General features: G+C 62.6%; 30 protein-coding genes. 1 reads left to right on the forward strand and 29 read right to left on the reverse strand.

Annotated elements, in window-relative coordinates; all coding sequences use genetic code 11:
• Nucleotides 1-3 precede the first annotated feature (3 nt).
• From AC1MDG_RS15155 to rpsJ, 23 genes are all read right to left on the reverse strand, one after another.
• The gene (locus AC1MDG_RS15155; protein ID WP_479804865.1) at nucleotides 4-1,038 is read right to left on the reverse strand and encodes a 3-oxoacyl-ACP synthase III family protein; all 1,035 of its coding nucleotides are present in this window, start codon (nucleotides 1,036-1,038) and stop codon (nucleotides 4-6) included.
• A gap of 230 nt (nucleotides 1,039-1,268) precedes the next feature.
• Nucleotides 1,269-1,838: an adenylate kinase gene (locus tag AC1MDG_RS15160; protein ID WP_479809113.1), complete on the reverse strand. Its 570-nt coding sequence runs from the start codon at nucleotides 1,836-1,838 to the stop codon at nucleotides 1,269-1,271.
• Nucleotides 1,839-1,843: 5 nt separating this feature from the next.
• Nucleotides 1,844-3,154, reverse strand: coding sequence for a preprotein translocase subunit SecY (gene secY / locus AC1MDG_RS15165; protein WP_043483015.1), 1,311 nt, complete (start codon nucleotides 3,152-3,154; stop codon nucleotides 1,844-1,846).
• 188 nt (nucleotides 3,155-3,342) lie between these two features.
• The gene (rplO, locus tag AC1MDG_RS15170) at nucleotides 3,343-3,837 is read right to left on the reverse strand and encodes a 50S ribosomal protein L15 (protein WP_011692793.1); all 495 of its coding nucleotides are present in this window, start codon (nucleotides 3,835-3,837) and stop codon (nucleotides 3,343-3,345) included.
• Nucleotides 3,838-4,044, reverse strand: a complete 207-nt coding sequence (rpmD, locus tag AC1MDG_RS15175; protein ID WP_011692794.1) for a 50S ribosomal protein L30 — start codon at nucleotides 4,042-4,044, stop codon at nucleotides 3,838-3,840.
• 3 nt (nucleotides 4,045-4,047) lie between these two features.
• Nucleotides 4,048-4,725 carry a 30S ribosomal protein S5 gene (gene rpsE, locus AC1MDG_RS15180; RefSeq protein WP_200891032.1) on the reverse strand — a complete coding sequence of 226 codons (678 nt, stop codon included), beginning with the start codon at nucleotides 4,723-4,725 and terminating at the stop codon, nucleotides 4,048-4,050.
• A gap of 26 nt (nucleotides 4,726-4,751) precedes the next feature.
• Nucleotides 4,752-5,135 (reverse strand): 50S ribosomal protein L18, encoded by a 384-nt coding sequence (gene rplR, locus AC1MDG_RS15185; protein ID WP_011692796.1) that lies wholly within the window; start codon nucleotides 5,133-5,135, stop codon nucleotides 4,752-4,754.
• 2 nt (nucleotides 5,136-5,137) lie between these two features.
• Complete coding sequence (rplF, locus tag AC1MDG_RS15190) at nucleotides 5,138-5,674, reverse strand: 50S ribosomal protein L6 (protein WP_479804869.1); 537 nt, start codon at nucleotides 5,672-5,674, stop codon at nucleotides 5,138-5,140.
• Between the two features lie 18 nt (nucleotides 5,675-5,692).
• Nucleotides 5,693-6,091: a 30S ribosomal protein S8 gene (gene rpsH / locus AC1MDG_RS15195; protein ID WP_011692798.1), complete on the reverse strand. Its 399-nt coding sequence runs from the start codon at nucleotides 6,089-6,091 to the stop codon at nucleotides 5,693-5,695.
• Nucleotides 6,092-6,178: 87 nt separating this feature from the next.
• Complete coding sequence (gene rplE / locus AC1MDG_RS15200) at nucleotides 6,179-6,760, reverse strand: 50S ribosomal protein L5 (RefSeq protein WP_479804871.1); 582 nt, start codon at nucleotides 6,758-6,760, stop codon at nucleotides 6,179-6,181.
• Nucleotides 6,760-7,119: a 50S ribosomal protein L24 gene (gene rplX, locus AC1MDG_RS15205; protein ID WP_479804873.1), complete on the reverse strand. Its 360-nt coding sequence runs from the start codon at nucleotides 7,117-7,119 to the stop codon at nucleotides 6,760-6,762. Before rplX ends, rplE begins: the two co-directional genes overlap by 1 nt.
• Nucleotides 7,120-7,122: 3 nt before the next feature.
• Nucleotides 7,123-7,491: a 50S ribosomal protein L14 gene (rplN, locus tag AC1MDG_RS15210; protein ID WP_003803789.1), complete on the reverse strand. Its 369-nt coding sequence runs from the start codon at nucleotides 7,489-7,491 to the stop codon at nucleotides 7,123-7,125.
• Between the two features lie 415 nt (nucleotides 7,492-7,906).
• Entirely contained in the window at nucleotides 7,907-8,215 is a 309-nt protein-coding gene (gene rpsQ / locus AC1MDG_RS15215) for a 30S ribosomal protein S17 (RefSeq protein ID WP_011692801.1), read from the reverse strand.
• Nucleotides 8,212-8,541, reverse strand: coding sequence for a 50S ribosomal protein L29 (gene rpmC, locus AC1MDG_RS15220; protein ID WP_043483019.1), 330 nt, complete (start codon nucleotides 8,539-8,541; stop codon nucleotides 8,212-8,214). Before rpmC ends, rpsQ begins: the two co-directional genes overlap by 4 nt.
• Nucleotides 8,542-8,543: 2 nt before the next feature.
• Nucleotides 8,544-8,960: a 50S ribosomal protein L16 gene (rplP, locus tag AC1MDG_RS15225; RefSeq protein WP_011692803.1), complete on the reverse strand. Its 417-nt coding sequence runs from the start codon at nucleotides 8,958-8,960 to the stop codon at nucleotides 8,544-8,546.
• Nucleotides 8,961-9,794 carry a 30S ribosomal protein S3 gene (rpsC, locus tag AC1MDG_RS15230; RefSeq protein WP_043483021.1) on the reverse strand — a complete coding sequence of 278 codons (834 nt, stop codon included), beginning with the start codon at nucleotides 9,792-9,794 and terminating at the stop codon, nucleotides 8,961-8,963.
• The gene (rplV, locus tag AC1MDG_RS15235; protein ID WP_003803798.1) at nucleotides 9,795-10,160 is read right to left on the reverse strand and encodes a 50S ribosomal protein L22; all 366 of its coding nucleotides are present in this window, start codon (nucleotides 10,158-10,160) and stop codon (nucleotides 9,795-9,797) included.
• A 38-nt stretch (nucleotides 10,161-10,198) separates the two neighbouring features.
• Entirely contained in the window at nucleotides 10,199-10,480 is a 282-nt protein-coding gene (gene rpsS / locus AC1MDG_RS15240) for a 30S ribosomal protein S19 (protein ID WP_011692805.1), read from the reverse strand.
• Between the two features lie 12 nt (nucleotides 10,481-10,492).
• Nucleotides 10,493-11,332, reverse strand: coding sequence for a 50S ribosomal protein L2 (gene rplB / locus AC1MDG_RS15245; protein ID WP_028269580.1), 840 nt, complete (start codon nucleotides 11,330-11,332; stop codon nucleotides 10,493-10,495).
• 29 nt (nucleotides 11,333-11,361) lie between these two features.
• Nucleotides 11,362-11,667, reverse strand: a complete 306-nt coding sequence (gene rplW / locus AC1MDG_RS15250) for a 50S ribosomal protein L23 (protein WP_011692807.1) — start codon at nucleotides 11,665-11,667, stop codon at nucleotides 11,362-11,364.
• Nucleotides 11,664-12,281, reverse strand: a complete 618-nt coding sequence (rplD, locus tag AC1MDG_RS15255) for a 50S ribosomal protein L4 (RefSeq protein ID WP_011692808.1) — start codon at nucleotides 12,279-12,281, stop codon at nucleotides 11,664-11,666. The genes rplW and rplD overlap by 4 nt, the downstream gene beginning before the upstream one ends.
• Nucleotides 12,282-12,285: 4 nt before the next feature.
• Complete coding sequence (gene rplC, locus AC1MDG_RS15260) at nucleotides 12,286-12,936, reverse strand: 50S ribosomal protein L3 (RefSeq protein ID WP_011692809.1); 651 nt, start codon at nucleotides 12,934-12,936, stop codon at nucleotides 12,286-12,288.
• A gap of 17 nt (nucleotides 12,937-12,953) precedes the next feature.
• Entirely contained in the window at nucleotides 12,954-13,262 is a 309-nt protein-coding gene (rpsJ, locus tag AC1MDG_RS15265; RefSeq protein ID WP_003803825.1) for a 30S ribosomal protein S10, read from the reverse strand.
• A 412-nt stretch (nucleotides 13,263-13,674) separates the two neighbouring features.
• On the opposite strand from rpsJ, the gene AC1MDG_RS15270 reads away from it, so the two are divergent.
• On the forward strand, nucleotides 13,675-15,102 hold the full coding sequence (locus AC1MDG_RS15270; protein WP_479804877.1) for a GH1 family beta-glucosidase: 1,428 nt from the start codon (nucleotides 13,675-13,677) through the stop codon (nucleotides 15,100-15,102).
• A gap of 8 nt (nucleotides 15,103-15,110) precedes the next feature.
• Here the strand turns inward: AC1MDG_RS15270 and AC1MDG_RS15275 are convergent, their stop codons facing one another.
• The 6 genes from AC1MDG_RS15275 to rpsL all read right to left on the reverse strand — a co-directional run bounded on the left by AC1MDG_RS15275 (nucleotide 15,111) and on the right by rpsL (nucleotide 24,086).
• Nucleotides 15,111-15,236 (reverse strand): hypothetical protein, encoded by a 126-nt coding sequence (locus tag AC1MDG_RS15275; protein WP_479804879.1) that lies wholly within the window; start codon nucleotides 15,234-15,236, stop codon nucleotides 15,111-15,113.
• Between the two features lie 38 nt (nucleotides 15,237-15,274).
• Nucleotides 15,275-19,426: a hypothetical protein gene (locus AC1MDG_RS15280; RefSeq protein WP_479804881.1), complete on the reverse strand. Its 4,152-nt coding sequence runs from the start codon at nucleotides 19,424-19,426 to the stop codon at nucleotides 15,275-15,277.
• 176 nt (nucleotides 19,427-19,602) lie between these two features.
• On the reverse strand, nucleotides 19,603-20,793 hold the full coding sequence (tuf, locus tag AC1MDG_RS15285) for an elongation factor Tu (protein ID WP_003803827.1): 1,191 nt from the start codon (nucleotides 20,791-20,793) through the stop codon (nucleotides 19,603-19,605).
• A gap of 262 nt (nucleotides 20,794-21,055) precedes the next feature.
• Nucleotides 21,056-23,170, reverse strand: a complete 2,115-nt coding sequence (gene fusA / locus AC1MDG_RS15290) for an elongation factor G (RefSeq protein WP_043483030.1) — start codon at nucleotides 23,168-23,170, stop codon at nucleotides 21,056-21,058.
• A 69-nt stretch (nucleotides 23,171-23,239) separates the two neighbouring features.
• On the reverse strand, nucleotides 23,240-23,710 hold the full coding sequence (rpsG, locus tag AC1MDG_RS15295; RefSeq protein WP_026531948.1) for a 30S ribosomal protein S7: 471 nt from the start codon (nucleotides 23,708-23,710) through the stop codon (nucleotides 23,240-23,242).
• A gap of 1 nt (nucleotide 23,711) precedes the next feature.
• Nucleotides 23,712-24,086: a 30S ribosomal protein S12 gene (rpsL, locus tag AC1MDG_RS15300; protein WP_009358312.1), complete on the reverse strand. Its 375-nt coding sequence runs from the start codon at nucleotides 24,084-24,086 to the stop codon at nucleotides 23,712-23,714.
• Nucleotides 24,087-24,230 lie beyond the last annotated feature (144 nt).

Below are 24,230 nucleotides of genomic sequence, written 5' to 3' on the forward strand. Positions count from 1 at the left end.
GCGTCACAGCCGCACCACGGCGATGCCCAGGCTGACGCCGCCGGCAAGCCCCACCAGCGCCACCAGGTCGCCGGGCCCGCACCGGCCCAAGTCCTGCGCCACCTTAAGCTGCAGCGGCAGGCTTACCGAGGCCATGTTGCCGTAGTCCTCGACCGTCCTCACGAGCTTGTCCTCCGGCACCCCGGCTCCGCGCGCAAAGATGTCCCGGTACGGGGCACTGACCTGGTGGACGCAGACGACGGCGAAGTCCGCCCACGCCAGGCCAAGCCGCTGCAGGGTCTCATCCAGGATGCCCCTCCCCAGGTCCAGGAACGCGTCCTTGAGTTTTTCGCCGTCCATGCTGAAATACGTCGCCTCGGGATCCCGCGGGGCTACGGACCCGCCGGCGGCCAGTGTTCCCACGGCCCAGTGGCTGCTCTTGGCGGTAAAGCCCATTCCCAGCACCCGGGACCCTGCGTCATCGCGGGGGTCTGCCGGTTCCAGCAGCAAGGCACATCCGGCGTCGCTCATGGTGTACCCCGGAAAGGACGCCGCGAAGGTTTCCTGGTCCGGAACGGACCACCGTACGGCGCGGGAAGGCGACTCCCCGCTGACCAGGATCACGCGCCGGTAGCGGCCGGCGCCGATCAGGGCGTCGGCCACCTCCAGGCCGTTAAGAACGCTGTTGCAGGCGTTCTTGATGTCCATCACCGGGCAGGCCAAACCCAGTTTTGCGGCCACCATGTGGCCGGTGGCCGGCTCCACCATGTCCTGGCTCGCCGAAGCAAACAGTAGGAGGTCGACGTCGGCGGGCTGGAGTCCGCGGTCCGCCAGCAGTTTCGCGGCGGCTACAGCCGCAAGGTCCGAGGCCTGCTCGGTCCCGGCCATCACCGACCGCGTCCGGATTCCCGTCAGCCGACCGATCAGGCCCCTCGGCACACGGAAACCGGGGCTGGCGGCAGCGAGCTGCTGCTCCATCTGCCCGGTGCCCAGCCGGCCCGGCGGCACATAGACTTCGAGGCCGGCGATCCTCGCCGCCCCCGTAAGGGTCTGGTTCATGCAGTATCTCCCCACAGACAATGCGTCCGGTGATGCCCGGCTCCCGGTCCTGGTCGCTTGACCGCCCCGCCGGCGTCGCCGTCCGAAACGGCGCCTCCAGCAACCACGCATCAAGCAACGACGCACCACAACAGGAAAGGGCGCGTCCCGTACTCGATGGTACGGGACGCGCCCTTCCTGGCACTGAAGGCAAGCCGGGTTCGGCGGCCTCGGTGTGCGGTAGCCCTAAATCAGGCTGCCTGCGCTGCCTTGATGGCCTGCATCACGCGGTCGGTGACCTCGTCGATGCCGCCGATGCCGTCAACCTGGGTCAGGATGCCGCGCTCGGCATACTTGGCCACAACGGCCTCGGTCTGCTCGTGGTACAGGTCCAGCCGGTGGCGGATGACGGCTTCATTGTCGTCGCTCCGGCCCGTTTCCTTGGCACGGCCCAGCAGCCGGTGCACCAGTTCCTCGTCATCGGCGGTCAGCTGCAGGACGACGTCCAGCTTCTGCTCACCGTTGGCAAGGATCTCATCGAGGTAGTCCACCTGCGCGGTGGTGCGCGGGTAACCGTCCAGCAGGAAGCCGTTCTCGACGTCGTCCTCGCCCAGACGGTCACGCACCATCTTGTTGGTGACGCTGTCCGGCACGAAATCGCCGGCATCCATGTACTTCTTGGCCTCGACGCCCAGCGGCGTCTCACCCTTGACGTTGGCGCGGAAGATATCGCCGGTGGAGATCGCAACGACGCCGAGGCGCTCGGAGATCCGATCCGCCTGCGTTCCCTTGCCTGAACCCGGAGGTCCGATAATCAGCATTCTCGTCATCGCAAAAGCCCTTCGTAGTGACGTTGTTGTAGCTGCGCGTCAATCTGCTTGACCGTTTCCAGGCCCACGCCCACCATGATCAGGATCGAGGTGCCGCCAAACGGGAAGTTCTGGTTGGCGTTGATCAGGACCAGGGCGACCAGCGGGATCAATGCCACGAAGCCCAGGTAGAGGGCGCCGGGCAGGGTGATCCTGGAAAGGACGTACTGCAGATAGTCCGCCGTCGGCTTGCCGGCCCGGATGCCCGGGATGAAGCCGCCGTACTTCTTCATGTTGTCGGAAACCTCTTCAGGATTGAAAGTGATTGCGACATAGAAGTAGGTAAAGAAAACGATCATGGCGAAATAAAGCGCCATGTAGATGGGGTGGTCACCCTTCGTGAGGTTGTTGTTGATCCACTCAACCCACCACTGCATCGGTTCGCCCTGCTTGGGCTGGTTGAACTGCGAGATCAGGCCCGGCAGGTACAGCATCGAGGATGCGAAGATGACGGGCACAACACCGGCCATGTTCACCTTGATGGGGATGTACGTGCTGGTGCCTCCCACAGTCCGCCGGCCGATCATGCGCTTGGCGTACTGGACAGGGATCCTGCGCTGGGACTGCTCCACGAAGACCACGAGGGCCACTGTAAGCAGGCCGATGACCAGGACCATAAAGAAGGTGCCAGGACCCTGGGCCTTCCAGATGGCACCCAGGGAGGTGGGGAAGCCGGCTGCGATCGAGGTGAAGATGAGCAGCGACATGCCGTTGCCCACGCCCTTCTCCGTCACGAGCTCACCCATCCACATGATCAGGCCGGTGCCGGCCGTCAGGGTGATGATGATGAGGATCGTGGTGATGACGCTCGAGTCGGGGATGATGTCCAGCTGGCAGTTGGGCAGCAACTGGCCGGAACGCGCCAGCGACACCAGCGTCGTGGCGTTCAGCAGGCCCAGGGCAATGGTCAGGTAACGCGTGTACTGCGTCAGCTTGGACTGCCCTGAGGCGCCTTCCTCGTAGAGCTGCTGGAACCGGGGAATGACCACCCGGAGCAACTGCACAATAATGCTGGCCGTGATGTACGGCATGATGCCCAGCGCGAAGATGGACACCTGCAGCAATGCACCGCCGCTGAACAGGTTGACGAGCTGGTAGATCCCGCCCGAGGTCTGACCGTTCTGCAAGCATTGCTGGACATTCTGGTAGCTCACACCAGGCGAGGGGATAAAGGCACCCAAGCGGAAGATTGTGATGATTCCCAGCGTGAACAACAACTTGCGTCGCAGATCAGGCGTGCGAAAGGCCCGGCCAAATGCGCTAAGCAAGCGTCCTCCTGTTGTGTTAATAAAGTCGTGTGAGATAGGTCAATAAAACCCAACAACCGAGTCTAACGGGTTCATGCGCCCGGCGAACAATCGGAGAGGTCCCAAATGATAAAAAACTCCCGGTACGCAGGGCCTGGGCCCTGCGTACCGGGAGTCTTCACAACGGGCGTCTGCCCCGCCGTCCCCTATTAGAGGGCGGTGGTGCTGCCGCCTGCTGCTGCAATCTTTTCTGCGGCGCTGGCCGAGAATGCGTGGACGGTGACGTCAACCTTGACGGTGATGTCGCCGGTGCCCAGCACCTTGACGGGCTGGTTCTTGCGAACGGCACCCTTTTCGACCAGGTTCTCCACGGTGACTGCGCCGCCTTCCGGGAACAGCTCGTTGAGCTTGTCCAGGTTTACAACCTGGTACTCAACCCGGAACGGGTTCTTGAAGCCGCGCAGCTTCGGCAGGCGCATGTGCAGCGGCAGCTGGCCGCCGGCAAAGCCAGCCTTGATCTGGTAGCGGGCCTTCGTACCCTTGGTACCGCGACCAGCGGTCTTACCCTTGGAACCTTCACCACGACCAACACGGGTCTTGGCGGTCTTGGCACCCGGGGCGGGACGCAGGTGGTGAACCTTCAGTGCGTTCTGCTTCTCAGCAGCGGCGCCCTGTGCCTTTTCGGCGGTGTTCTTCTCTGCCATTTACTTCGCCTCCTCTACCTTTACCAGGTGCGGAACCGTGTTGAGCATACCCACGGTCACGGCGTCAGCGGTGCGGACAACGGTGTGTCCGATCCGCTTGAGGCCGAGGGACCGCAGCGTGTCGCGCTGGTTCTGCTTGCCGCCAATGGCGGACTTGATCTGAGTGATCTCCAACTGAACGTCAGAGGGAATCAGGTTCTTAGCCATGGCTCAGACACCTGCCTTCTGGTTCATGAGCGCCTTCACCATTGCGGCCGGAGCGATCTCATCGAGCGGGAGGCCGCGGCGTGCTGCCACTGCTGCCGGCTCTTCGAGGCGCTTCAGTGCATCAACGGTCGCGTGAACGATGTTGATGGCGTTGGAGGAACCGAGCGACTTGGAGAGGATGTCGTGGATGCCCACGCACTCCAGTACTGCACGGACCGGACCACCGGCGATAACACCGGTACCGGCGGAAGCCGGACGCAGCATGACGACGCCTGCGGCGGCCTCACCCTGAACACGGTGCGGGATGGTGCTGCCGATGCGGGGAACGCGGAAGAAGGACTTCTTGGCCTCTTCAACGCCCTTTGCGATTGCGGCAGGAACTTCCTTAGCCTTGCCGTAGCCAACGCCGACCATACCGTTGCCGTCACCGACAACGACGAGGGCGGTGAAGCTGAAGCGACGACCACCCTTGACGACCTTGGAAACGCGGTTGATGGTTACAACGCGCTCTACGAACTGGCTCTTTTCGGCTTCGCGGCCACCATCGCGGCCACCACGGCCACCACGGTCGCCACGGCCCTGGCCGCGGTCGCCACGCTCGCCACGACGAGCGCCACGGCGGTCGTCAGTGGTAGCAGGCGCAGCGGTCTCAGTTGCCGGAGCAGCTACAGCTTCAGTCACCTGAATGTCCTTTTCGTTATTTTCGGTCACAGTGACAGCCCACCTTCACGTGCGCCGTCAGCGACGGCGGCGATCCGGCCGTGGTACTTGTTACCACCGCGGTCGAAGACAACAGCTTCGATACCGGCAGCCTTGGCACGCTCGGCGACCAGTTCGCCAACGCGCTTGGCCTTGGCGGTCTTGTCACCGTCGAATGCACGAAGGTCGGCTTCCAGTGTGGACGCGCTCGCTACGGTCAGGCCCTTGGTGTCATCGACAACCTGGACGAATACGTGGCGTGCGGAGCGGTTGACGACCAGGCGAGGGCGTACAGCCGTTCCGGAGATGCGCTTGCGGATACGAAGCTGGCGACGGCTGCGTGAAGCAGACTTGCTCTTGTTCGTACGCTTCTTGTTAATTGCGATGGCCATGGTTACTTACCAGCCTTTCCGACCTTGCGGCGGATGACTTCGCCGGCGTAGCGGATGCCCTTGCCCTTATAGGGGTCCGGCTTCCGCAGCTTGCGAATGTTGGCAGCAACCTCGCCGACCTGCTGCTTGGAGATACCTGAAACAGAGAGCTTGGTCGGGGTCTCTACTGCAAAGGTGATGCCGTTCGGTGCCGAGACGTTGACCGGGTGGCTGTAGCCCAGAGCGAACTCCAGGTCAGAACCCTTTGCCTGGACGCGGTAACCGGTACCGACAATCTCAAGCTTCTTCTCGTAGCCTGCGGTGACACCCTGGATCATGTTGGCGATCAGGGTGCGGGTCAGGCCGTGCAGCGAACGTGAGGCGCGCTCGTCGTTCGGGCGGGCGACAGTCAGGGTGCCATCTTCCAGGGTGACCTCGATCGGGCTGGCCACAGTGTGGCTCAGCTCGCCCTTGGTACCCTTGACACTGACGACAGAGCCGTCAACCTTGACCTCAACGCCGGCAGGAACGGTGATGGGGAGACGTCCAATACGTGACATTATTCTCTTCCTTTCCCGTTACCAGACGTAAGCGAGGACTTCGCCGCCCACGCCCTTCTTGCCGGCCTGCTTGTCAGTCAGGAGGCCGGAAGAGGTGGACAGGATTGCGACACCCAGGCCACCGAGCACGTGCGGCAGGTTGGTGGACTTCGCGTAAACGCGGAGTCCCGGCTTGGAAATACGACGAACGCCAGCGATTGAACGCTCGCGGTTCGGACCGAACTTGAGCTCGAGGGTCAGCTTCTTGCCAACCTCAGCGTCTTCTTCTTTCCAGGAGGCGATGTAACCTTCGGCCTTCAGGATGTCGGCAACGCGTGCCTTGAGCTTGCTGTACGGCATAGTCACGGTGTCGTGGTATGCCGAGTTTGCGTTGCGCAGACGCGTAAGCATGTCTGCGACGGGATCTGTCATGGTCATGTTGGGCTCTTGCCCTTCCTCATAACGGTTTCCGCCCTGCCATCCCCTGGGGGGAAGCGGCAAGGCCGGACCTTCTATGTAGCTAGATTAAGCTTCGGTCTTGAACGGGAAACCAAGCGCCTTGAGCAGCGCGCGGCCTTCGTCGTCGGTCTTGGCAGTGGTCACGACGGTGATGTCCATACCGCGAACGCGGTCGATGGAATCCTGGTCGATCTCGTGGAACATAACCTGCTCGGTCAGACCGAAGGTGTAGTTGCCGTTGCCATCGAACTGCTTGCCACTGAGGCCCCGGAAGTCACGGATACGCGGCAGAGCCAGCGTGACCAGACGGTCCAGGAATTCCCACATGCGGTCTCCACGCAGAGTTGCGTGTGCACCGATGGGCATGCCTTCGCGCAGCTTGAACTGAGCGATCGACTTGCGGGCCTTGGTTACCTGCGGCTTCTGACCGGTGATCAGGGTCAGATCGCGGACAGCGCCGTCGATCAGCTTGGAGTCCTTAGCGGCATCTCCAACACCCATGTTCACAACGACCTTGACCAGACGGGGAACCTGGTTGACGTTTTCGTACTTGAATTCCTCAATGAGCGTGCTCTTGATGGAATCCGCGTACTTGGTCTTCAGACGAGGAACGATCTTGCTTACCGGAGTCTCGAGAGTCTCAGTCATTAGATGTCCTTCCCTGAGCTCTTGGCCACGCGGATGCGTACTTCGCGCTGCTTGCCGTTGCGCTCAACGGTTTCAGTGCGGAAGCCGACGCGGGTGGGCTTCTTGGTGGACGGGTCAACCAGAGCCACGTTGGAGATGTGGATCGGGGCTTCGACAACCTCGATGCCACCGGTCTTGGTGCCGCGCTGCGACTGACCGACCTTGGTGTGCTTGGTTACGCGGTTAATGCCTTCAACCAACACGCGGTTGGTATCCGGGAATACGCGCAGAACCTTGCCCTGCTTGCCACGGTCGCCGCCGCGCTCAGCCTTGGCGCCAGTGATGACCTGAACGAGGTCACCCTTTTTGATCTTAGCCATGGACTAGAGCACCTCCGGAGCCAGAGAAACGATCTTCATGAACTTCTTGTCACGGAGTTCACGACCAACCGGTCCGAAGATACGGGTACCGCGGGGGTCACCGTCGTTCTTCAGGATCACAGCTGCGTTCTCGTCAAACTTGATGTAGGAACCATCCGCACGGCGGCGTTCCTTCTTGGTACGGACGATGACAGCCTTGACGACATCGCCCTTCTTTACGTTGCCGCCCGGAATTGCGTCCTTGACGGTAGCGACGATGACGTCGCCAATGCCTGCGTAGCGACGGCCAGATCCACCGAGAACGCGAATGGTAAGGATTTCCTTAGCACCCGTGTTGTCGGCGACCTTGAGTCGCGACTCCTGCTGAATCACTATTTACTCCTTGCGTCGCGCTGGTTCTCAGACCGAAAATCTTCCTACGGAATGAGCCTTGCGGAACGGTTGATCGGGGTGTCTCTTGACCTGCCTGGATTTTGCCAGACCAGGCCTAAACTCCCGTGCCAAAAACATTTGCATCCCAGGCGATACCGACGAGTCGGGGCGCATGGGGGCACTATGCCGTGGCACGATTGTTTACGAGGTTGATGACGGCGCACGAACGGCGCCATACAAACTCAAAATCTTAGCACGTTTTGGGCCAATCCCCATATCACAGCCGCGGAGCCGTTGACTGACCGCTCCCCCGCCCGGCGTGCGTGGCGGATCGCTCCCGGACACGGAGAAGCCCCCGTTCCCACAGAGGGGAACAGGGGCTTCTCGCACAAGCCTGGCAGCAAAGCTGCCGGTGTTACTTAGCCTTTTCGAGGATCTCCACCAGGCGCCACCGCTTGGTAGCGGACAGCGGGCGGGTCTCGGCGAGGAGAACGAGGTCGCCGATGCCGGCGGTGTTCTCTTCGTCGTGAGCCTTGATCTTCGTGTTGCGGCGGATGACCTTGCCGTAAAGGGCGTGCTTCACGCGGTCTTCGACCTGGACAACGATGGTCTTTTCCATCTTGTCCGAGACGACGTAGCCGCGCTTCGTCTTACGGTAACCGCGCTCGTCAGCCTTGGCTGCGCCGGAAACAGTTTCCGTCACGTTCTCGTCCTTTTCACTCACTTGGCATCCTCCTCGGTCTCAACCGTTTCAGCCTTTTCGGCCTTCTTGGTTGCAGCCTTCTTGGATTTCTTTTCTTCCTTGGCTTCCACAACCGGTGCGGCAACCTCGGCACGAATGCCCAGCTCGCGCTCACGGAGAACGGTATAGATGCGTGCGATGTCCTTCTTTACCGCGCGCAGACGACCGTGGTTCTCCAGCTGACCGGTGGCGGACTGGAAACGCAGGTTGAACAGCTCTTCCTTGGACTTGCGGAGTTCTTCAACGAGACGCTCGTTGTCGAAACCGTCCAGCTGCGCGGGTGCGAGATCCTTCGACCCTACTGCCATTTCTACTCACCACCTTCGCGACGCACAATGCGTGCCTTCAACGGCAGCTTGTGGATTGCCAGGCGCAGTGCCTCGCGAGCTACCTCTTCACTGACACCGGAGAGTTCGAAGAGAACCCGGCCCGGCTTGACGTTTGAGACCCACCATTCCGGAGAACCCTTACCGGAACCCATACGGGTTTCAGCAGGCTTCTTCGTCAGCGGACGGTCCGGGTAAATGTTGATCCAGACCTTGCCGCCACGCTTGATGTGGCGGGTCATTGCGATACGGGCAGATTCGATCTGACGGTTCGTGACGTAGGCCGGGCTCAGCGCCTGGATGCCCCACTCACCGAAGGAGACCTTGGTGCCGCCCGTAGCAGCGCCGGAACGACCCGGGTGGTGCTGCTTACGGTGCTTGACTCGACGTGGGATAAGCATTTAAGCCTGTCCTCCTTCTACTGCCGGTGCAGCTGCCTCAACCGCAGGAGCTTCAGCAGCAGGTGCTGCTTCGGCTGCCGGGCGGTCGGTACGACGACGGCGGTCACCACGGTCAGCGCCACCCGGGCGGCCCGGGCGATCGCTGGCACCACGGCCACGGGACGGAGCAGCAGCTGCCTGCTGAGCCAGTTCCTTGGAGGTGACGTCACCCTTGTAGATCCAGACCTTCACGCCGATACGGCCGAAGGTGGTCTTGGCTTCGTAGAAGCCGTAGTCGATGTTCGCGCGGAGGGTGTGCAGGGGCACACGGCCTTCGCGGTAGAACTCCGAGCGGGACATTTCAGCGCCACCCAGTCGACCGGAGCAAGCGATACGGATGCCCTTGGCACCTGCACGCTGTGCGGACTGCATTGCCTTCTTCATTGCACGGCGGAATGCCACGCGGGAAGTCAGCTGCTCCGCAACGCCCTGGGCAACAAGCTGTGCTTCCATCTCGGGGTTCTTGACCTCGAGGATGTTCAGCTGAACCTGCTTGCCGGTGAGCTTTTCGAGCTCGCCGCGGATGCGGTCTGCTTCAGCACCGCGGCGGCCGATAACGATGCCCGGACGTGCCGTGTGGATATCCACGCGGACACGGTCGCGGGTGCGCTCGATCTCAACCTTGGCGATGCCGGCGCGCTCCATGCCCGTGGACATGAGCTGGCGGATACGGATGTCTTCGCGAACGAAGTCCTTGTACCGCTGACCGGACTTGGTGCTGTCAGCAAACCAGTGCGATACGTGATCGGTGGTGATGCCGAGTCGGAACCCGTGCGGGTTAACTTTCTGTCCCACTTAGCGAGCCTCCTCTTTCTCCGGGGTAGCGACTACCACGGTGATGTGGCTCGTGCGCTTCTTGATCTGAAATGCACGACCCTGGGCACGCGGCTGGAACCGCTTCATGGTCGGGCCTTCATCAACAAACGCTTCGCTGATGATGAGGTCACCTTCGTCAAACGCCACGCCGTCGCGGTCCGCGAGGACCCGGGCATTGGAGATTGCCGACTGAACTACCTTGAATACCGGCTCCGAAGCTGCCTGGGGGGCAAACTTCAGAATTGCCAGAGCCTCGTTCGCTTGCTTACCACGAACAAGGTTGACGACGCGCCGGGCCTTCATAGGCGTTACGCGGATGTGACGCGCAATTGCCTTGGCTTCCATTGCTTTCCTTCTCTCGTCTTTGACGTAAGTGCAGGCGCCTAGCGGCGCTTGCCCTTACGGTCGTCCTTGACATGGCCGCGGAATGTCCGCGTGGGAGCGAATTCGCCGAGCTTGTGCCCGACCATCGACTCGGTGACAAACACCGGAATGTGCTTGCGTCCGTCGTGCACGGCGATCGTGTGCCCGAGCATGTCGGGGATGATCATCGAGCGGCGGGACCAGGTCTTGATGACGTTCTTGGTGCCCTTTTCGTTTTCCCTGTCCACCTTTACAAAGAGGTGCTGGTCAACGAAAGGACCTTTTTTCAGGCTGCGTGGCATGTGTCCAGGCTCCTATCGCTTGTTCTTGCCAGTACGACGGCGACGAACAATAAGCTTGTCGCTCTCTTTGTTGGGACGGCGGGTGCGACCTTCGCGCTTACCGTTGGGGTTGACGGGGTGACGTCCACCGGACGTCTTACCCTCGCCACCACCGTGCGGGTGGTCAACCGGGTTCATCGCGACACCACGGACGGTCGGGCGAACGCCCTTCCAGCGCATGCGGCCGGCCTTGCCCCAGTTGATGTTCGACTGCTCGGCGTTGCCGACCTCGCCGATCGTTGCGCGGCAGCGCACGTCGACGTTGCGGATTTCGCCGGAAGGCAGACGCAGCTGGGCGAAGCGGCCTTCCTTGGCAACCAGCTGGATCGATGCGCCGGCGGAGCGGCCCATCTTGGCGCCGCCACCCGGACGCAGTTCAACTGCGTGGATTACGGTACCGACCGGGATGTTGAGCAGCGGCAGGTTGTTGCCGGGCTTGATGTCAGCACTGGCACCTGCTTCAACTACGTCACCCTGGGACAGCTTGTTCGGGGCGATGATGTAACGCTTGGTGCCATCAACGTAGTGCAGGAGGGCGATGCGAGCCGTGCGGTTCGGATCGTACTCGATTTCGGCAACGCGGGCGTTGACGCCGTCTTTGTCGTGGCGACGGAAGTCGATCAGACGGTACTGGCGCTTGTGGCCACCACCCTTGTGACGGGTCGTGATCTTACCGGTGTTGTTACGGCCACCCTTTTTCGGGAGGGGACGAACCAACGACTTTTCCGGCGTCGACCGCGTGATTTCAGTGAAGTCCGCTACGCTCGAGCCGCGACGGCCCGGGGTAGTCGGCTTATATTTACGGATTCCCATAATTCATTTCCTCGTTAAAGTGGTCTCCGCTACGCGAGCGGACCGCCGAAGATGTCGATCGTGCCTTCTTTGAGGGTCACAATCGCACGCTTGGTGTTCTTGCGGGTTCCCCAGCCGAATTTGGTGCGCTTGCGCTTACCGGCACGGTTGATGGTGTTGATCGATTCGACCTTGACGGAGAAAATCTTCTCCACGGCCAGCTTGATCTCGGTCTTGTTCGAGCGGGGGTCCACCAGGAAGGTGTACTTTCCCTCATCGATCAGGCCGTAGCTCTTTTCCGATACGACGGGTGCAAGCACGACGTCGCGCGGGTCCTTGATGGTGGCTGCGCTCATTTGGCATCCTCCTCGTTCTTTGCCTTGGCGGCAACGAATGCCTCGTAGGCAGCCTTGGTGAAGACTACGTCGTCAGAGACGAGCACGTCGTAGGTGTTCAGCTGGTCTGCGTACAGAACGTGAACATCTGCGAGGTTGCGCACGGACAGTGCGGCAACATCGTTGGCGCGCTCGATGACAACGAGCAGGTTCTTGCGCTCGGACACGCCGCGCAGCGTTGCCAGTGCTTCCTTGGCGGACGGCTTGGTGCCGGCTACCAGTTCAGCAACAACGTGGATGCGGCCGTTACGGGCGCGGTCAGACAACGCGCCGCGAAGTGCAGCAGCAATCATCTTCTTGGGGGTCCGCTGGCTGTAGTCACGCGGGGTCGGGCCGTGGACAACGCCACCACCGGTCATGTGAGGAGCACGGATTGAACCCTGACGGGCGCGGCCGGTGCCCTTCTGCTTGAACGGCTTGCGGCCTGCACCGGAAACTTCAGCGCGGGTCTTGGTCTTGTGGGTACCCTGGCGAGCAGCAGCGAGCTGGGCAACGACGACCTGGTGCAGCAGCGGCACGTTGGTCTGTACGTCGAAGATCTCTGCAGGCAGGTCAACCTTGACAGTGCTAGTCATTGAACTAGGCTCCCTTCACGGCGGTGCGTACGAGGACGACCTGGCCGCGGGCGCCGGGAACGGCGCCCTTGATGAGGAGCAGCGACTTCTCGACGTCAACTGCGTGAACCGTGAGGTTCAGCGTGGTGTGACGAACGGCGCCCATGCGGCCGGCCATTTTCATGCCCTTGAAGACGCGGCTCGGGGTGGATGCGCCACCGATTGAACCGGGCTTACGGTGGTTCTTGTGTGCACCGTGGGAAGCACCAACGCCGTGGAAGCCGTGACGCTTCATAACACCGGCGAAGCCCTTACCCTTGGTGGTGCCGACGACGTCGATCTTCTGGCCGGCTTCGAAGACCTCAACAGAGAGCTCCTGGCCCAGCTCGTACTCAGCAGCATCCGCGGTACGGAGTTCGACAACGTGGCGGCGAGGCGTGACGCCTGCCTTTTCAAAGTGACCAGCCAGCGGCTTGGTGACCTTGCGGGGATCGATCTGGCCGTAGCCGATCTGAACGGCGACGTAGCCATCAACGTCTGCATTGCGCAGCTGGGTGATGACGTTTGAGTCAGCCTGGACAACAGTGACGGGGATGAGCTTGTTGTTCTCGTCCCAGACCTGGGTCATGCCGAGCTTCGTGCCCAGCAGGCCCTTTACGTTACGGGTTGCGGTCATAGTCTCTCAGCACCTCCCTACAGCTTGATTTCGATGTTCACGTCAGCCGGCAGGTCGAGACGCATAAGCGAGTCAACAGCCTTCGGCGTGGGGTCGATGATGTCGATCAGACGCTTGTGCGTGCGCATTTCAAAGTGCTCGCGGCTGTCCTTGTACTTGTGCGGAGAGCGGATAACGCAGTACACGTTCTTCTCCGTCGGCAGCGGCACGGGGCCGACTACCGTTGCGCCTGCGCGCGTGACCGTCTCAACGATCTTCCGTGCTGAAACGTCAATGACCTCGTGGTCGTATGACTTCAGCCGGATGCGGATTTTTTGTCCCGCCATGTCGCCTGACTCTCTTTCAGTCTGTGCTTCCCCTGATTGGGGCTGCCCTGTTCACTTACGTGTTGTGCGGCTGCCGAAGCATTTGAAGTCGTAACTACCACCCGCCGCACAAGCTGAATCCGGAAGAATCCGGGTTCCTCAACCTGCCGGCGTAACCGACCCCCGCGGTCGGGCGTGTCGCGCTGTGCACGCGTACTCGTCCGCAGTTCCATGGGGAGTGGGTTATGTTTGGTCTCCTACTTGGACCCTGACACCCGGCATTATCCGGGTCGGGACGCGAAGGAGCGCTTGAACAACTCATCTAGTATGCCGGATTTTGCGGGCAGATGCGAATCAAGGTATGCCGGGGCTCTTCTATACCTGGGGAAACCCGGTCATTGCCTTCAGCAACTGTCGAATGGATGATAGGGGCATGACTGTGCAGAACTCTGCGGCGTTGCAGAGGCTGGCCGAGCGGCTGGACCCGGAATTCGTCCTGGGTGTGGCCGCCGCCGCGTTCCAGATTGAAGGATCCCTCAAGGCTGACGGGCGCGGCCCTTCCGGGTGGGACGCCTTCGCCGAGAAACCTGGCAGCATCATGGACGGCCACTCCCCTGCCGTCGCCTGCGACCATTACAACCGCTCCGGCGAAGACGTGGCCCTGATGCGGGAACTGGGCATCGACTCCTACCGGTTCTCCATCTCCTGGCCCCGGATCCAGCCCGACGGCCGCGGCTCCTTCAACAGCCAGGGCCTGGACTTCTACGACCGGCTGATCGACCAGTTGCTCGACGCCGGCATCTCGCCGATGGCCACGCTGTACCACTGGGATACTCCCCTGCCGCTCGAACACGGCGGCGGCTGGCTGAACCGCTCCACCGCCGAACGCTTCGCCGAATACAGCGCAGTTGCCGGTGAACGGTTCGGGGACCGCGTGGCGCAATGGGTCACGCTGAACGAGCCGGTATCGGTGACACTGAACGGATATGCGCTGGGCGTGCATGCGCCGGGCCACAGTCTCCTCTTCAACGCCCTGCCGTCAATTCACCATCAACTGCTTGGGCACGGACTCGCCGTCCAGGCCTTGCGGGCCGCGGGCGTCACCGGGGCAGTCGGCGTCACCAACCTGCACTCCCCTGTCCGGCCGGCCACCGGCAAGCCTGGCGACAGGATGGTGGCGCGAATTTTCGACATCCTGATGAACCGCGTCTACGCGGACCCCGTTCTGCTGGGCCGCTACCCGAAGCTGCCGCTGGTGGTCCGGCCGTGGTTCCGTTCCATGGGCAAAATCTCCGACGCCGACCTCCGGACCATCCACCAGCCCCTGGACTTCTACGGGCTCAATTACTACTACCCCGTTAAAGTAGCCATGGGCCGCGGGCCTGTCAGCATACCGGCAAACAATTCCGCAGCGCTGGCCCAGTTGCCATTCCACGAAGTGGGCTATCCGGAGTACGAGACCACCGGCTTCGGCTGGCCTGTGGCCCCTAATCACATCGGCATCCTGCTCCGCGAAATGAAGGACCGCTACGGGGATGCTTTGCCGCCGCTGTACATCACCGAGAGCGGAGCGAGCTTCCCGGAGCCGGAGCATGTGACCGGTCCGATTGCCGACTCCAACAGAATCGAGTACCTGGCCAGCCACCTGGGCCATGCGCTGGCAGCGACGTCGCCCGGCGGCCTGGCCGAGGACGTGAAGCTCCTCGGCTACTACGTGTGGACGCTGCTGGACAACTTCGAGTGGGCCGCGGGGTATTCGCAGCGGTTCGGGCTGATCCACGTGGACTTCGACACGCTCAAGCGCACGCCCAAGGAATCCTTCTATTGGCTCCAGGCGCTGAGCAGGGCCCGGAGAGCCTGAGCCCGGACCTACTGGTTCTTGTTGGCGCGGTTGATGCGCTTGGCGCGTTCGATCTCCTTGCGGAAGTGCTTCTTCGCCCAGAAGACGCCCACGACGACCACAGCGGCCACCAGGAAGAAAATAAACCAGCCCATGTTGCTGTCCTTTCGTTGTCAGCAACCTTACCAAGGCATCAGCAGGAACCGTCCTGCCGCCCGCCGGATGCCGACCGCCGTTCGGGCAACGGCCCCGCCTCAGCCGGCGCAGGCTTGGAACGCCCCAGCTTCCACAGGGCAAAGGCAATGAGGCCGACGGCGATCAGCGCCAGCAGCGCGAACGTGTAGGACCGAAGGGCCCACATCAGGCACAAGGACACTCCGGCCGCGCCCCACCAGACGAACATCCGCTCGCCGATGAGCAGTCCGGACAACAGCAGCGCCGCATGCAGTGCCAGGACCCACAGTTGCTGGCCGCCGGATCCGCCAAAGAGAATGCCCACACCGCTGAGCCCGAGCAGTGAGGCCCCGGAGGCCAACAGGATGCGCCCGGCCGTCCTGAATCCGGCGGTGTAGCGAAGCGCAGCCAGAACCGCCGCCAGCAGGACGTACCACTGCGCCGCCCAGAACGGGGCCTGGAGGTGGCCATCCGCGACAAGCACTGCTCGCTGGACTGCAAGCGTCACCACGAACGAAGCAATTTCGGCAGCCAGCCGCCGCCTCCCTGCCGGAACTTCCCGTACGATCACAGCCGCTGTTGCAGCCACCAGCAGGGCAGCCACCGGCGAGGTTGCGTCGTGCACCAATCCGGCAACGGCGGGCGCCGCCAGACCCAGCGCTCCCGCGCAGGCCAACGTCCGCCGGCGCACTCCGTCCTGCGAACTGAACGCAAAGCCGGCCCCGTAAAGGACCACGGCGGCCAGCCCGCAGCCCGCCAGCCACGGCAGGTATGCCCCCCAGGGCCCTTCGGTGCCGCGAAACAGCGTTTCGGCAATACGTGTGGCGCCGGCCAGGACAAGTGCCGCGGCGGGCGGGTACAGCAGCGGCACGCGTTCCACGTGCGAGGCAGTGAACCCGGTGACGGCCAGGACCAGGAGTGAGGCGCCGGTGATCCAGTCTTCGGCCGGGGCGGCGGCCAGTAGGGACACGATGGCCGGAACAGCCGCCCCGGCCAGCCAGAACCAGTGGTCCACCGCGTCCACATGCTGCCGCTCGCGGCGCCGACGTCGGAGGATTCCGGCTCCGTTGAACGCAAGGGACATGGCAAGCAGCGCCAGCGGAACGCCGGCCTGGCTGAGAAGTGGCGCTTCGAGGAATGTTCCGGCTCCGAACTGCAAAGACGGTCCCGCGGCGAGAACGCCGAACACGCCTGCATACAGGGACAGGAAAAGCGCACCACGTGCCGCGAAGAACCGGTGGGCCGCTACCGCACCGAGCAGCAGCAGGAGCAGTTCCACCAGGACAACGCCCCGGCCGCCGTCGACAGTGGAGACGGCGGACTCCCCGGCAGCCTGGCTGACGTACAAAGCCGGCAGGAGCGCCTGCGCCCCCAAGGTCAGCCACACCGCCGCATCCTGGAACGGCACCTGCGCCAGCCGGTGCCTCATGAACCAGCGGACCACGTGCTGCAAGGCCAGCACGCCGGCGAAGGTCAGTGACACGGCTGTACCGGACGCCGTGGCGTCGTAGCTGAAGACGACCGCCAACGCCGCTGTGAGTACGCGTGCCGAAGCAAAGTACGTGCCCTTGGCGTGCCGCGGTTCCACCGCGGCAACCATCACGGCACTGAAGACAGCGAAAATACCGAGCAGGAGCTCGATGTCGGCGAGGCGTCCGCCGCTGAAGGCGAGCAGGACGGCCAGCATGGAGGGGGCGAAGGCTGCGGCCGCGGTCAGGTCCCGGAATACGTAGCCGGAAGCCGCCGCGCTGAGTGCCATCACGGTGATGGTCACGGTAGGCTGCCAGTCCCCCGCCCCGCCAGCGCCTGCGGATGGCAAGATCAGGCCCAGCGCCAGCGTGGCGGTTTGCAGCACCAGGACCAGTGCGACGTCGGCTACCACCGCGTCCGGGGCCCGGTCGCGGACTGCGGCAACGAGCGGGAACGCGAGCTGGACCCCGAGGGCAACGATCAGGACCGTGGCCAGCGAGATGTCCTCTCCTGCGACTATCAGCGGTCCGGACTGCTCCTGAAGGTTGCTGTAGGCCGTCACCAGGAGCAAGGTTGCTGCTCCCCGTGCCATCCACCAGTAGGCCCACCGCTGGCTGATCGCAGCGGAGCGCTTCGCCATCGATCCCAGGTAAAGGACCATCAGCAGGAGAAGACCGTTGGCCAGGGCCGGCGAGACGCCGGTGTAGGCCGTCATGAAGGCCGTGAGCGACACTGCCAGCGGCAACCCCTCGGATACCGCCAGCCGCCAAGGCGCACCCGCAGCGGTTCTCGGAAACAAGACCGCACCCACTCCCAGCGAGGCCAGTAACTGGACTACGACGGCTATTGCCGAAAGCAGGTTGCCTGCCGTGGAATTCGTGATCGGCAACGCGGCAAGGCAAAGAGCGCCGGCGACTGTAAATCCCGCCAGGGTCGGCACAGGCACCATGGCAGCAGCGCCCGCCCGGTCCGCCACGGCCGATGCCAACTGCTGGAGCACAAGAGCGAGCGACAGTGCGAAGATGGCCGCCGCAGGCGCTCCGTCGCTCCCCTCCATCACCGCCGCCGTGAAGGCAGGAACGGCCGAAGTACCGGTTACCCGGGCGGCAGTGACGAAGTACTGGCGCATCCCTGTGCGGGGAGGCACCGCGCGAAGTGCCCAATAGAGTGTGGCACCCGCGAGCAGGTTGAAGACGAGCCAGGGCCCCAGCTGCGAGCCTGAGATGATGCCGGTGGCCAGGGCTGCCGGCGGGGCCCACTCGGCGGCCGTCCCGGCTTTGACCGCGATGTACATGCCCGCCGCGGTGCCGGCAAGAACCGCCCATAGCAGCAGCAGATCGTGCCCGTCATCGGAAACCTGCACGAGCATGATCAAAGTCAGCACCAGATGGACCCCTAGTGTGGCGCATGAATCAGCCCTCCAGGGCTGTCCGCCCCGCCGTGCCGGGCACCGTTGCTGCAGGGTCTCCGCCGCGGCGGTCACGGCCACCGACTGCAGGGCCAGCAGGGATGCCCCCGTGAACAGGGCCCAGACGAAACTGCCGGTCAGATGCCAGGCCCAGGCGGAAGCAGCGACGGTGAGGGCGACGCGCGCACCGTATACCTTCAGGAGTCGGTGGCCGGCAGCGGCTACCCATGCAGCCACGCCGAAATACGCTCCACAGAGCGCCATGATCAGGGCAAATTCGTCGCGCCCCAAATGCAAGGGCAGAACCACTGCCGCAAGGGCCACGGCAGGGACCACGAACGGGTCAAGCTGCATGAGGGGACGCAGGAACAGGGGCGGAACCCAGCCGGGCTTCACCTGCGACAGCAGCGTTGTGGCCGCAGCGAAGCCAATCATGGCGGCAAAGTACCAAACGAGCGGAGCACCCAGCACGGACACCCCGGACCACGCCGTGGAGACCACGAAGGTGAGCGAGAGGTAGACGAGTACGCGGCTGTCGAGCCGTAGGGCGGCAACAACATATGCCAGCGTTCCAACCATTGACGTAAGGAACCATGCCAGCGGCGCATCCTGAACGGTGAAGTTGTACATCGCGAGGCCTGCCACGGGTACGAGTGCCAGCCCCGTACCGGCAAACGCTACGGCGGCTGGCCGGAGCCGAGGGGCCTTGGCGTGCACCGTCAATCCGGCGCCATAGAACAGTGCGGTGATGAGGCAGACGCCGGCAAATCGCAGCACGGCCGGCAGGCTAGTCCCGACGAAGAGCGCACCCGCTGCCACGAGCAACAGGCTCGCGACATAGAGCGTGACATTGATGTTCTGCCGTTCGCGCCTCTCCTTGCGGGCCAGGACTACCGCCGGCGACTCCACCACGAGCTCAGCATCGCCCGGACCGGGGTCCTCCGAGACGGGAGCCCCCGTGGCGGTCACCGCAGCCACGGACGGCTGGCGCAGCGACGGCTCGACAGCTGGAATTAGTGGCCATGCGGACGGATCGGCAGCGCCGGGATCATGCGTTTCCGGCACTGGCCCGCGACCGGCCCAAGCGGTCCCCGGGAGACTTTCAGCAGTCGCCGGGAACGCCGAGGCCGGAGACCGCTGCGCTGATGCGGCCGCCGCGCAGTCGTTCCATCCTTGGACGTGCCCGGCCATGAAACCGCTCCGGTAGGCTTCGCCGTTCGCGGCCCGCAACTGGCGGATGGAGCGCCTGGAAGAGACCAACAGGACGGCAGCAACGATGACCAGAAATGTCATGAAAGCAGGCCACATCGGGGTATTCCTTTCGGTGTCATCGCCGCTCAGGAGTCGAGTTTATCCAGCGATTGGACTAACCGTAGCAAAAAACAGCCCCGCTGCGTAGAAACGCAGCGGGGCTGTTGATAAGTATCAGATGGCCGTCAGACGGCTTCCTGATCCCTAATCGTCAAGTACTACTTGATGATCTTGGTGACACGTCCCGAACCAACGGTGCGGCCGCCTTCGCGGATAGCGAAGCCGAGGCCCTCTTCCATAGCGATGGGCTGGATGAGCGCAACGGTCATCTCAGTGTTGTCGCCAGGCATAACCATTTCCGTGCCTTCCGGCAGGGTGATAACGCCGGTTACGTCCGTGGTGCGGAAGTAGAACTGCGGGCGGTAGTTGGAGTAGAACGGGTTGTGACGTCCGCCTTCGTCCTTGGAGAGGATGTAGACGTTAGCCTCGAAGTCGGTGTGCGGGGTGATGGAACCCGGCTTGACGACAACCTGGCCACGCTCTACGTCATCGCGCTTGAGACCGCGGAGCAGCAGACCACAGTTCTCGCCGGCCCATGCTTCGTCGAGCTGCTTGTGGAACATCTCGATACCGGTAACCGTGGTCTTCTGGACCGGACGGATGCCGACGATCTCGACCTCGGAGTTGATGGCAAGGGTTCCACGCTCGGCGCGGCCCGTAACAACGGTGCCACGACCGGTGATCGTGAAGACGTCTTCGATCGGCATCAGGAACGGCTTGTCGCGGTCACGTACGGGGTCCGGAACGGACTCGTCGACGGCAGCCATCAGGTCCTCAACGGACTTGACCCACTCCGGGTCGCCTTCCAGGGCCTTCAGGCCCGAAACGCGAACGACCGGTGCTTCGTCACCGTCGAAGCCCTGCGAGCTCAGGAGCTCACGAACTTCCATTTCAACGAGGTCGAGGAGTTCCTCGTCGTCGACCATGTCAGCCTTGTTCAGTGCCACCAGCAGGTAGGGAACACCAACCTGGCGGGCGAGCAGAACGTGCTCGCGGGTCTGGGCCATCGGGCCGTCAGTGGCGGCAACCACGAGGATTGCACCGTCCATCTGGGCAGCACCGGTGATCATGTTCTTGATGTAGTCAGCGTGACCCGGAGCGTCTACGTGTGCGTAGTGGCGCTTCTCGGTCTGGTACTCAACGTGGGAGATGTTGATGGTAATGCCGCGCTGACGCTCTTCGGGAGCAGAGTCAATCGACGCGAAGTCACGCTTCTCGTTGAGAGTCGGGTACTTGTCGTACAGCACCTTGGAAATGGCGGCCGTCAGCGTCGTCTTACCGTGGTCAACGTGACCAATGGTGCCGATGTTGACGTGCGGCTTAGTCCGCTCGAACTTTGCCTTTGCCACAGGTTCCTCCTAGAACGTTTTCAAATGACTTACCCTCCGGCTGCGCTTGTCGCGGCCGAAACTTCAGTAAGTCTACTTGGGGGGCTTTGGATTGGTGAAATTGCAGATTCAGGAACTAATGCTAGTCCCTCGAGCCTGTTCGTGCAGATGGCCGAAACCCGGCTTGACCGGACTGCGGCAGGCCTGGAGCCGGCCACCTGCACCGGGCTAGTTTCCGAAATCGGAAACGCACCCGAGTTTGTCGCTTCGAAAGTCGGAAAGACTACTCGCCGCGGGTCTTCTGGATGATCTCGTCGGCGACAGCCTTCGGGACCTCGGCGTAGCTGTTGAACGTCATGGAGTACACAGCGCGGCCCTGGGTCTTCGAACGCAGGTCGCCGATGTAGCCGAACATGCCGGACAGCGGAACGTGCGCGCGGATGACCTTGACGCCCTGGGCATCCTCCATGGACTGCATCTGGCCACGGCGGGAGTTGAGGTCACCGATAACTTCACCCATGTATTCCTCAGGGGTGCGGACCTCAACATCCATCAGCGGTTCGAGCAGAACAGGGTTCGCCTTGCGTGCGGCTTCCTTGAAAGCCATACGGCCGGCGATCTTGAACGCCATTTCCGAGGAGTCAACATCGTGGTAGGCGCCGTCAATCAGCGTTGCCTTGATGCCAACAACCGGGTAACCGGCCAGGACGCCGTCGTTAAGCGCATCCTGGATACCGGCGTCGACCGACGGGATGTACTCGCGCGGAACGCGGCCACCGGTGACCTTGTTCTCGAACTCGTACAGCTCGCCACCTGAGGTGTCCAGCGGCTCGATCGCGATCTGGATCTTTGCGAACTGGCCGGAACCACCGGTCTGCTTCTTGTGCGTGTAGTCGTGACGCTCTACAGCGCGCTTGATGGTTTCGCGGTAGGCAACCTGCGGCTTGCCGACGTTTGCCTCGACCTTGAATTCGCGGCGCATGCGGTCCACCAGGATGTCCAGGTGGAGCTCGCCCATGCCGGCGATGATGGTCTGACCGGTGTCTTCGTTGAGGGAGACCTGGAAGGTCGGGTCCTCAGCGGAGAGCTTCTGGATAGCCGTGGACAGCTTCTCCTGGTCACCCTTGGTGTTCGGTTCGATGGCAACCGAGATCACGGGCTCCGGGAAGCTCATGGACTCGAGGACGATCTGGTTGGCGGAGTCGCACAGGGTGTCACCCGTGGTGGTGTCCTTCAGACCGATGGCTGCGTAGATGTGGCCGGCGGTAGCGCCCTCAACAGGCATTTCCTTGTTGGCGTGCATCTGGAACAGCTTGCCGATGCGTTCCTTCTTGCCCTTGGTGGAGTTAACCACCTGGGCGCCTGCCTCCACGTGACCGGAGTACACGCGGATGAAGGTCAGCTGACCGAAGAACGGGTGCGCGGCGATCTTGAATGCCAGTGCGGAGAACGGCTCTTCGGAAGACGGCTTACGAGTCAGTTCCTTCTCTTCGTCGCGAGGATCGTGACCGATCATCGGGGGGACGTCGAGCGGGTTCGGCAGGTAGTCAACAACAGCATCCAGCATCGGCTGAACGCCACGGTTCTTGAACGCGGAACCACAGAAGACCGGATAGATCTCGGAGTTGATCGTCATCTTGCGGATGCCGGCCTTGAGCTCGTCGATGGAGATCTCTTCGCCCTCAAGGTACTTCTCCATGAGTTCTTCGGAGGACTCGGCAACGGTCTCAATGAGCGTTGCGCGGTACTCGTCAGCCTTCTCCTGGAGGTCAGCCGGGATCTCGCGGATCTCGTACTTGGCACCCATGGTGACGTCACCCTTGGCATCGCCAGGCCATACCAGTGCGCGCATGTAGAGCAGGTCGACGACGCCGATGAAGTCGTTCTCGGCACCGATCGGCAGCTGCATGACGAGCGGCTTGGCACCGAGGCGGCTGATGATGGTGTCGACGGTGAAGTAGAAGTCAGCGCCGAGCTTGTCCATCTTGTTGACGAAGCAGATACGCGGAACGTTGTACTTGTCAGCCTGGCGCCAGACAGTCTCGGACTGCGGCTCCACGCCTTCCTTGCCGTCGAACACGGCAACTGCACCGTCGAGGACGCGCAGGGACCGCTCAACCTCAACCGTGAAGTCCACGTGGCCGGGGGTGTCGATGATGTTGATCTGGTTGTTTTCCCAGAAGCAGGTCACGGCGGCAGACGTGATGGTGATGCCGCGTTCCTTTTCCTGTTCCATCCAGTCGGTGGTCGAAGCGCCGTCGTGCGTTTCGCCGATCTTGTGGTTCACACCTGTGTAGAACAGAATGCGCTCGGTGGTGGTGGTCTTGCCGGCATCAATGTGGGCCATGATGCCGATATTGCGGACCTTACTAAGGTCGGTAAGCACGTCCTGTGCCACGGTGTCTCCCTTTCGGATGGACTACACGTTCGCCGCCGGCTCGTGAGAGCCGGCGGCGTCCGGGAAGTATTACCAGCGGTAGTGTGCGAAGGCCTTGTTGGACTCGGCCATCTTGTGGGTGTCTTCGCGACGCTTCACAGCGGCACCGAGACCGTTCGAGGCATCCAGGATTTCGTTCTGGAGGCGCTCGGTCATCGTCTTTTCGCGGCGGGCCTTGGAGTAACCAACCAGCCAGCGGAGGGCGAGGGCCGTGGAGCGGCCCGGCTTGACCTCAACCGGAACCTGGTAGGTTGCGCCACCAACGCGGCGTGAGCGGACCTCAAGGGAAGGCTTGACGTTGTCCATGGCCTTCTTGAGTGCTGCTACGGGGTCGCCGCCGGACTTGGCGCGGGCGCCTTCGAGGGCACCGTAAACGATGCGCTCAGCGGTGGACTTCTTGCCGTCTACCAGCACCTTGTTGATCAGCTGGGTGACCAGCGGGGAGCCGTAAACGGGATCTAGTACTAGCGGCCGCTTGGGGGCCGGACCCTTGCGAGGCATATTACTTCTTCTCCATCTTTGCGCCGTAGCGGCTGCGGGCCTGCTTACGGTTCTTCACACCCTGGGTATCGAGGGCGCCACGGACGATCTTGTAACGGACACCCGGGAGGTCCTTCACACGACCGCCACGGACGAGCACAATGGAGTGCTCCTGGAGGTTGTGGCCTACACCGGGGATGTAAGCGGTAACCTCAACGCCACCGTTAAGGCGCACACGTGCAACCTTACGCAGAGCCGAGTTCGGCTTCTTCGGGGTGGTGGTGTAGACGCGGGTGCAAACACCGCGGCGCATCGGGCTGCCCTTAAGCGCGGGAGCCTTGGTCTTTGAGACCTTAGGCGTGCGGCCCTTACGGACCAACTGGTTAATCGTAGGCACTCTCGTGTTCTCCGTTTTATCCGGAGCGGCCGCTGACAGCCGCTCTCCTTTTGCTTTGCCCCGCCGCCCGAGCTTTGAAGAATCTCCAGAGCAGCTGAGGCGAAGCCTTAATAGTCGGATCGCACACCCGGACCGCGACTTACG

It is taken from the genome of Arthrobacter sp. AIWTK1 (assembly GCF_056680535.1).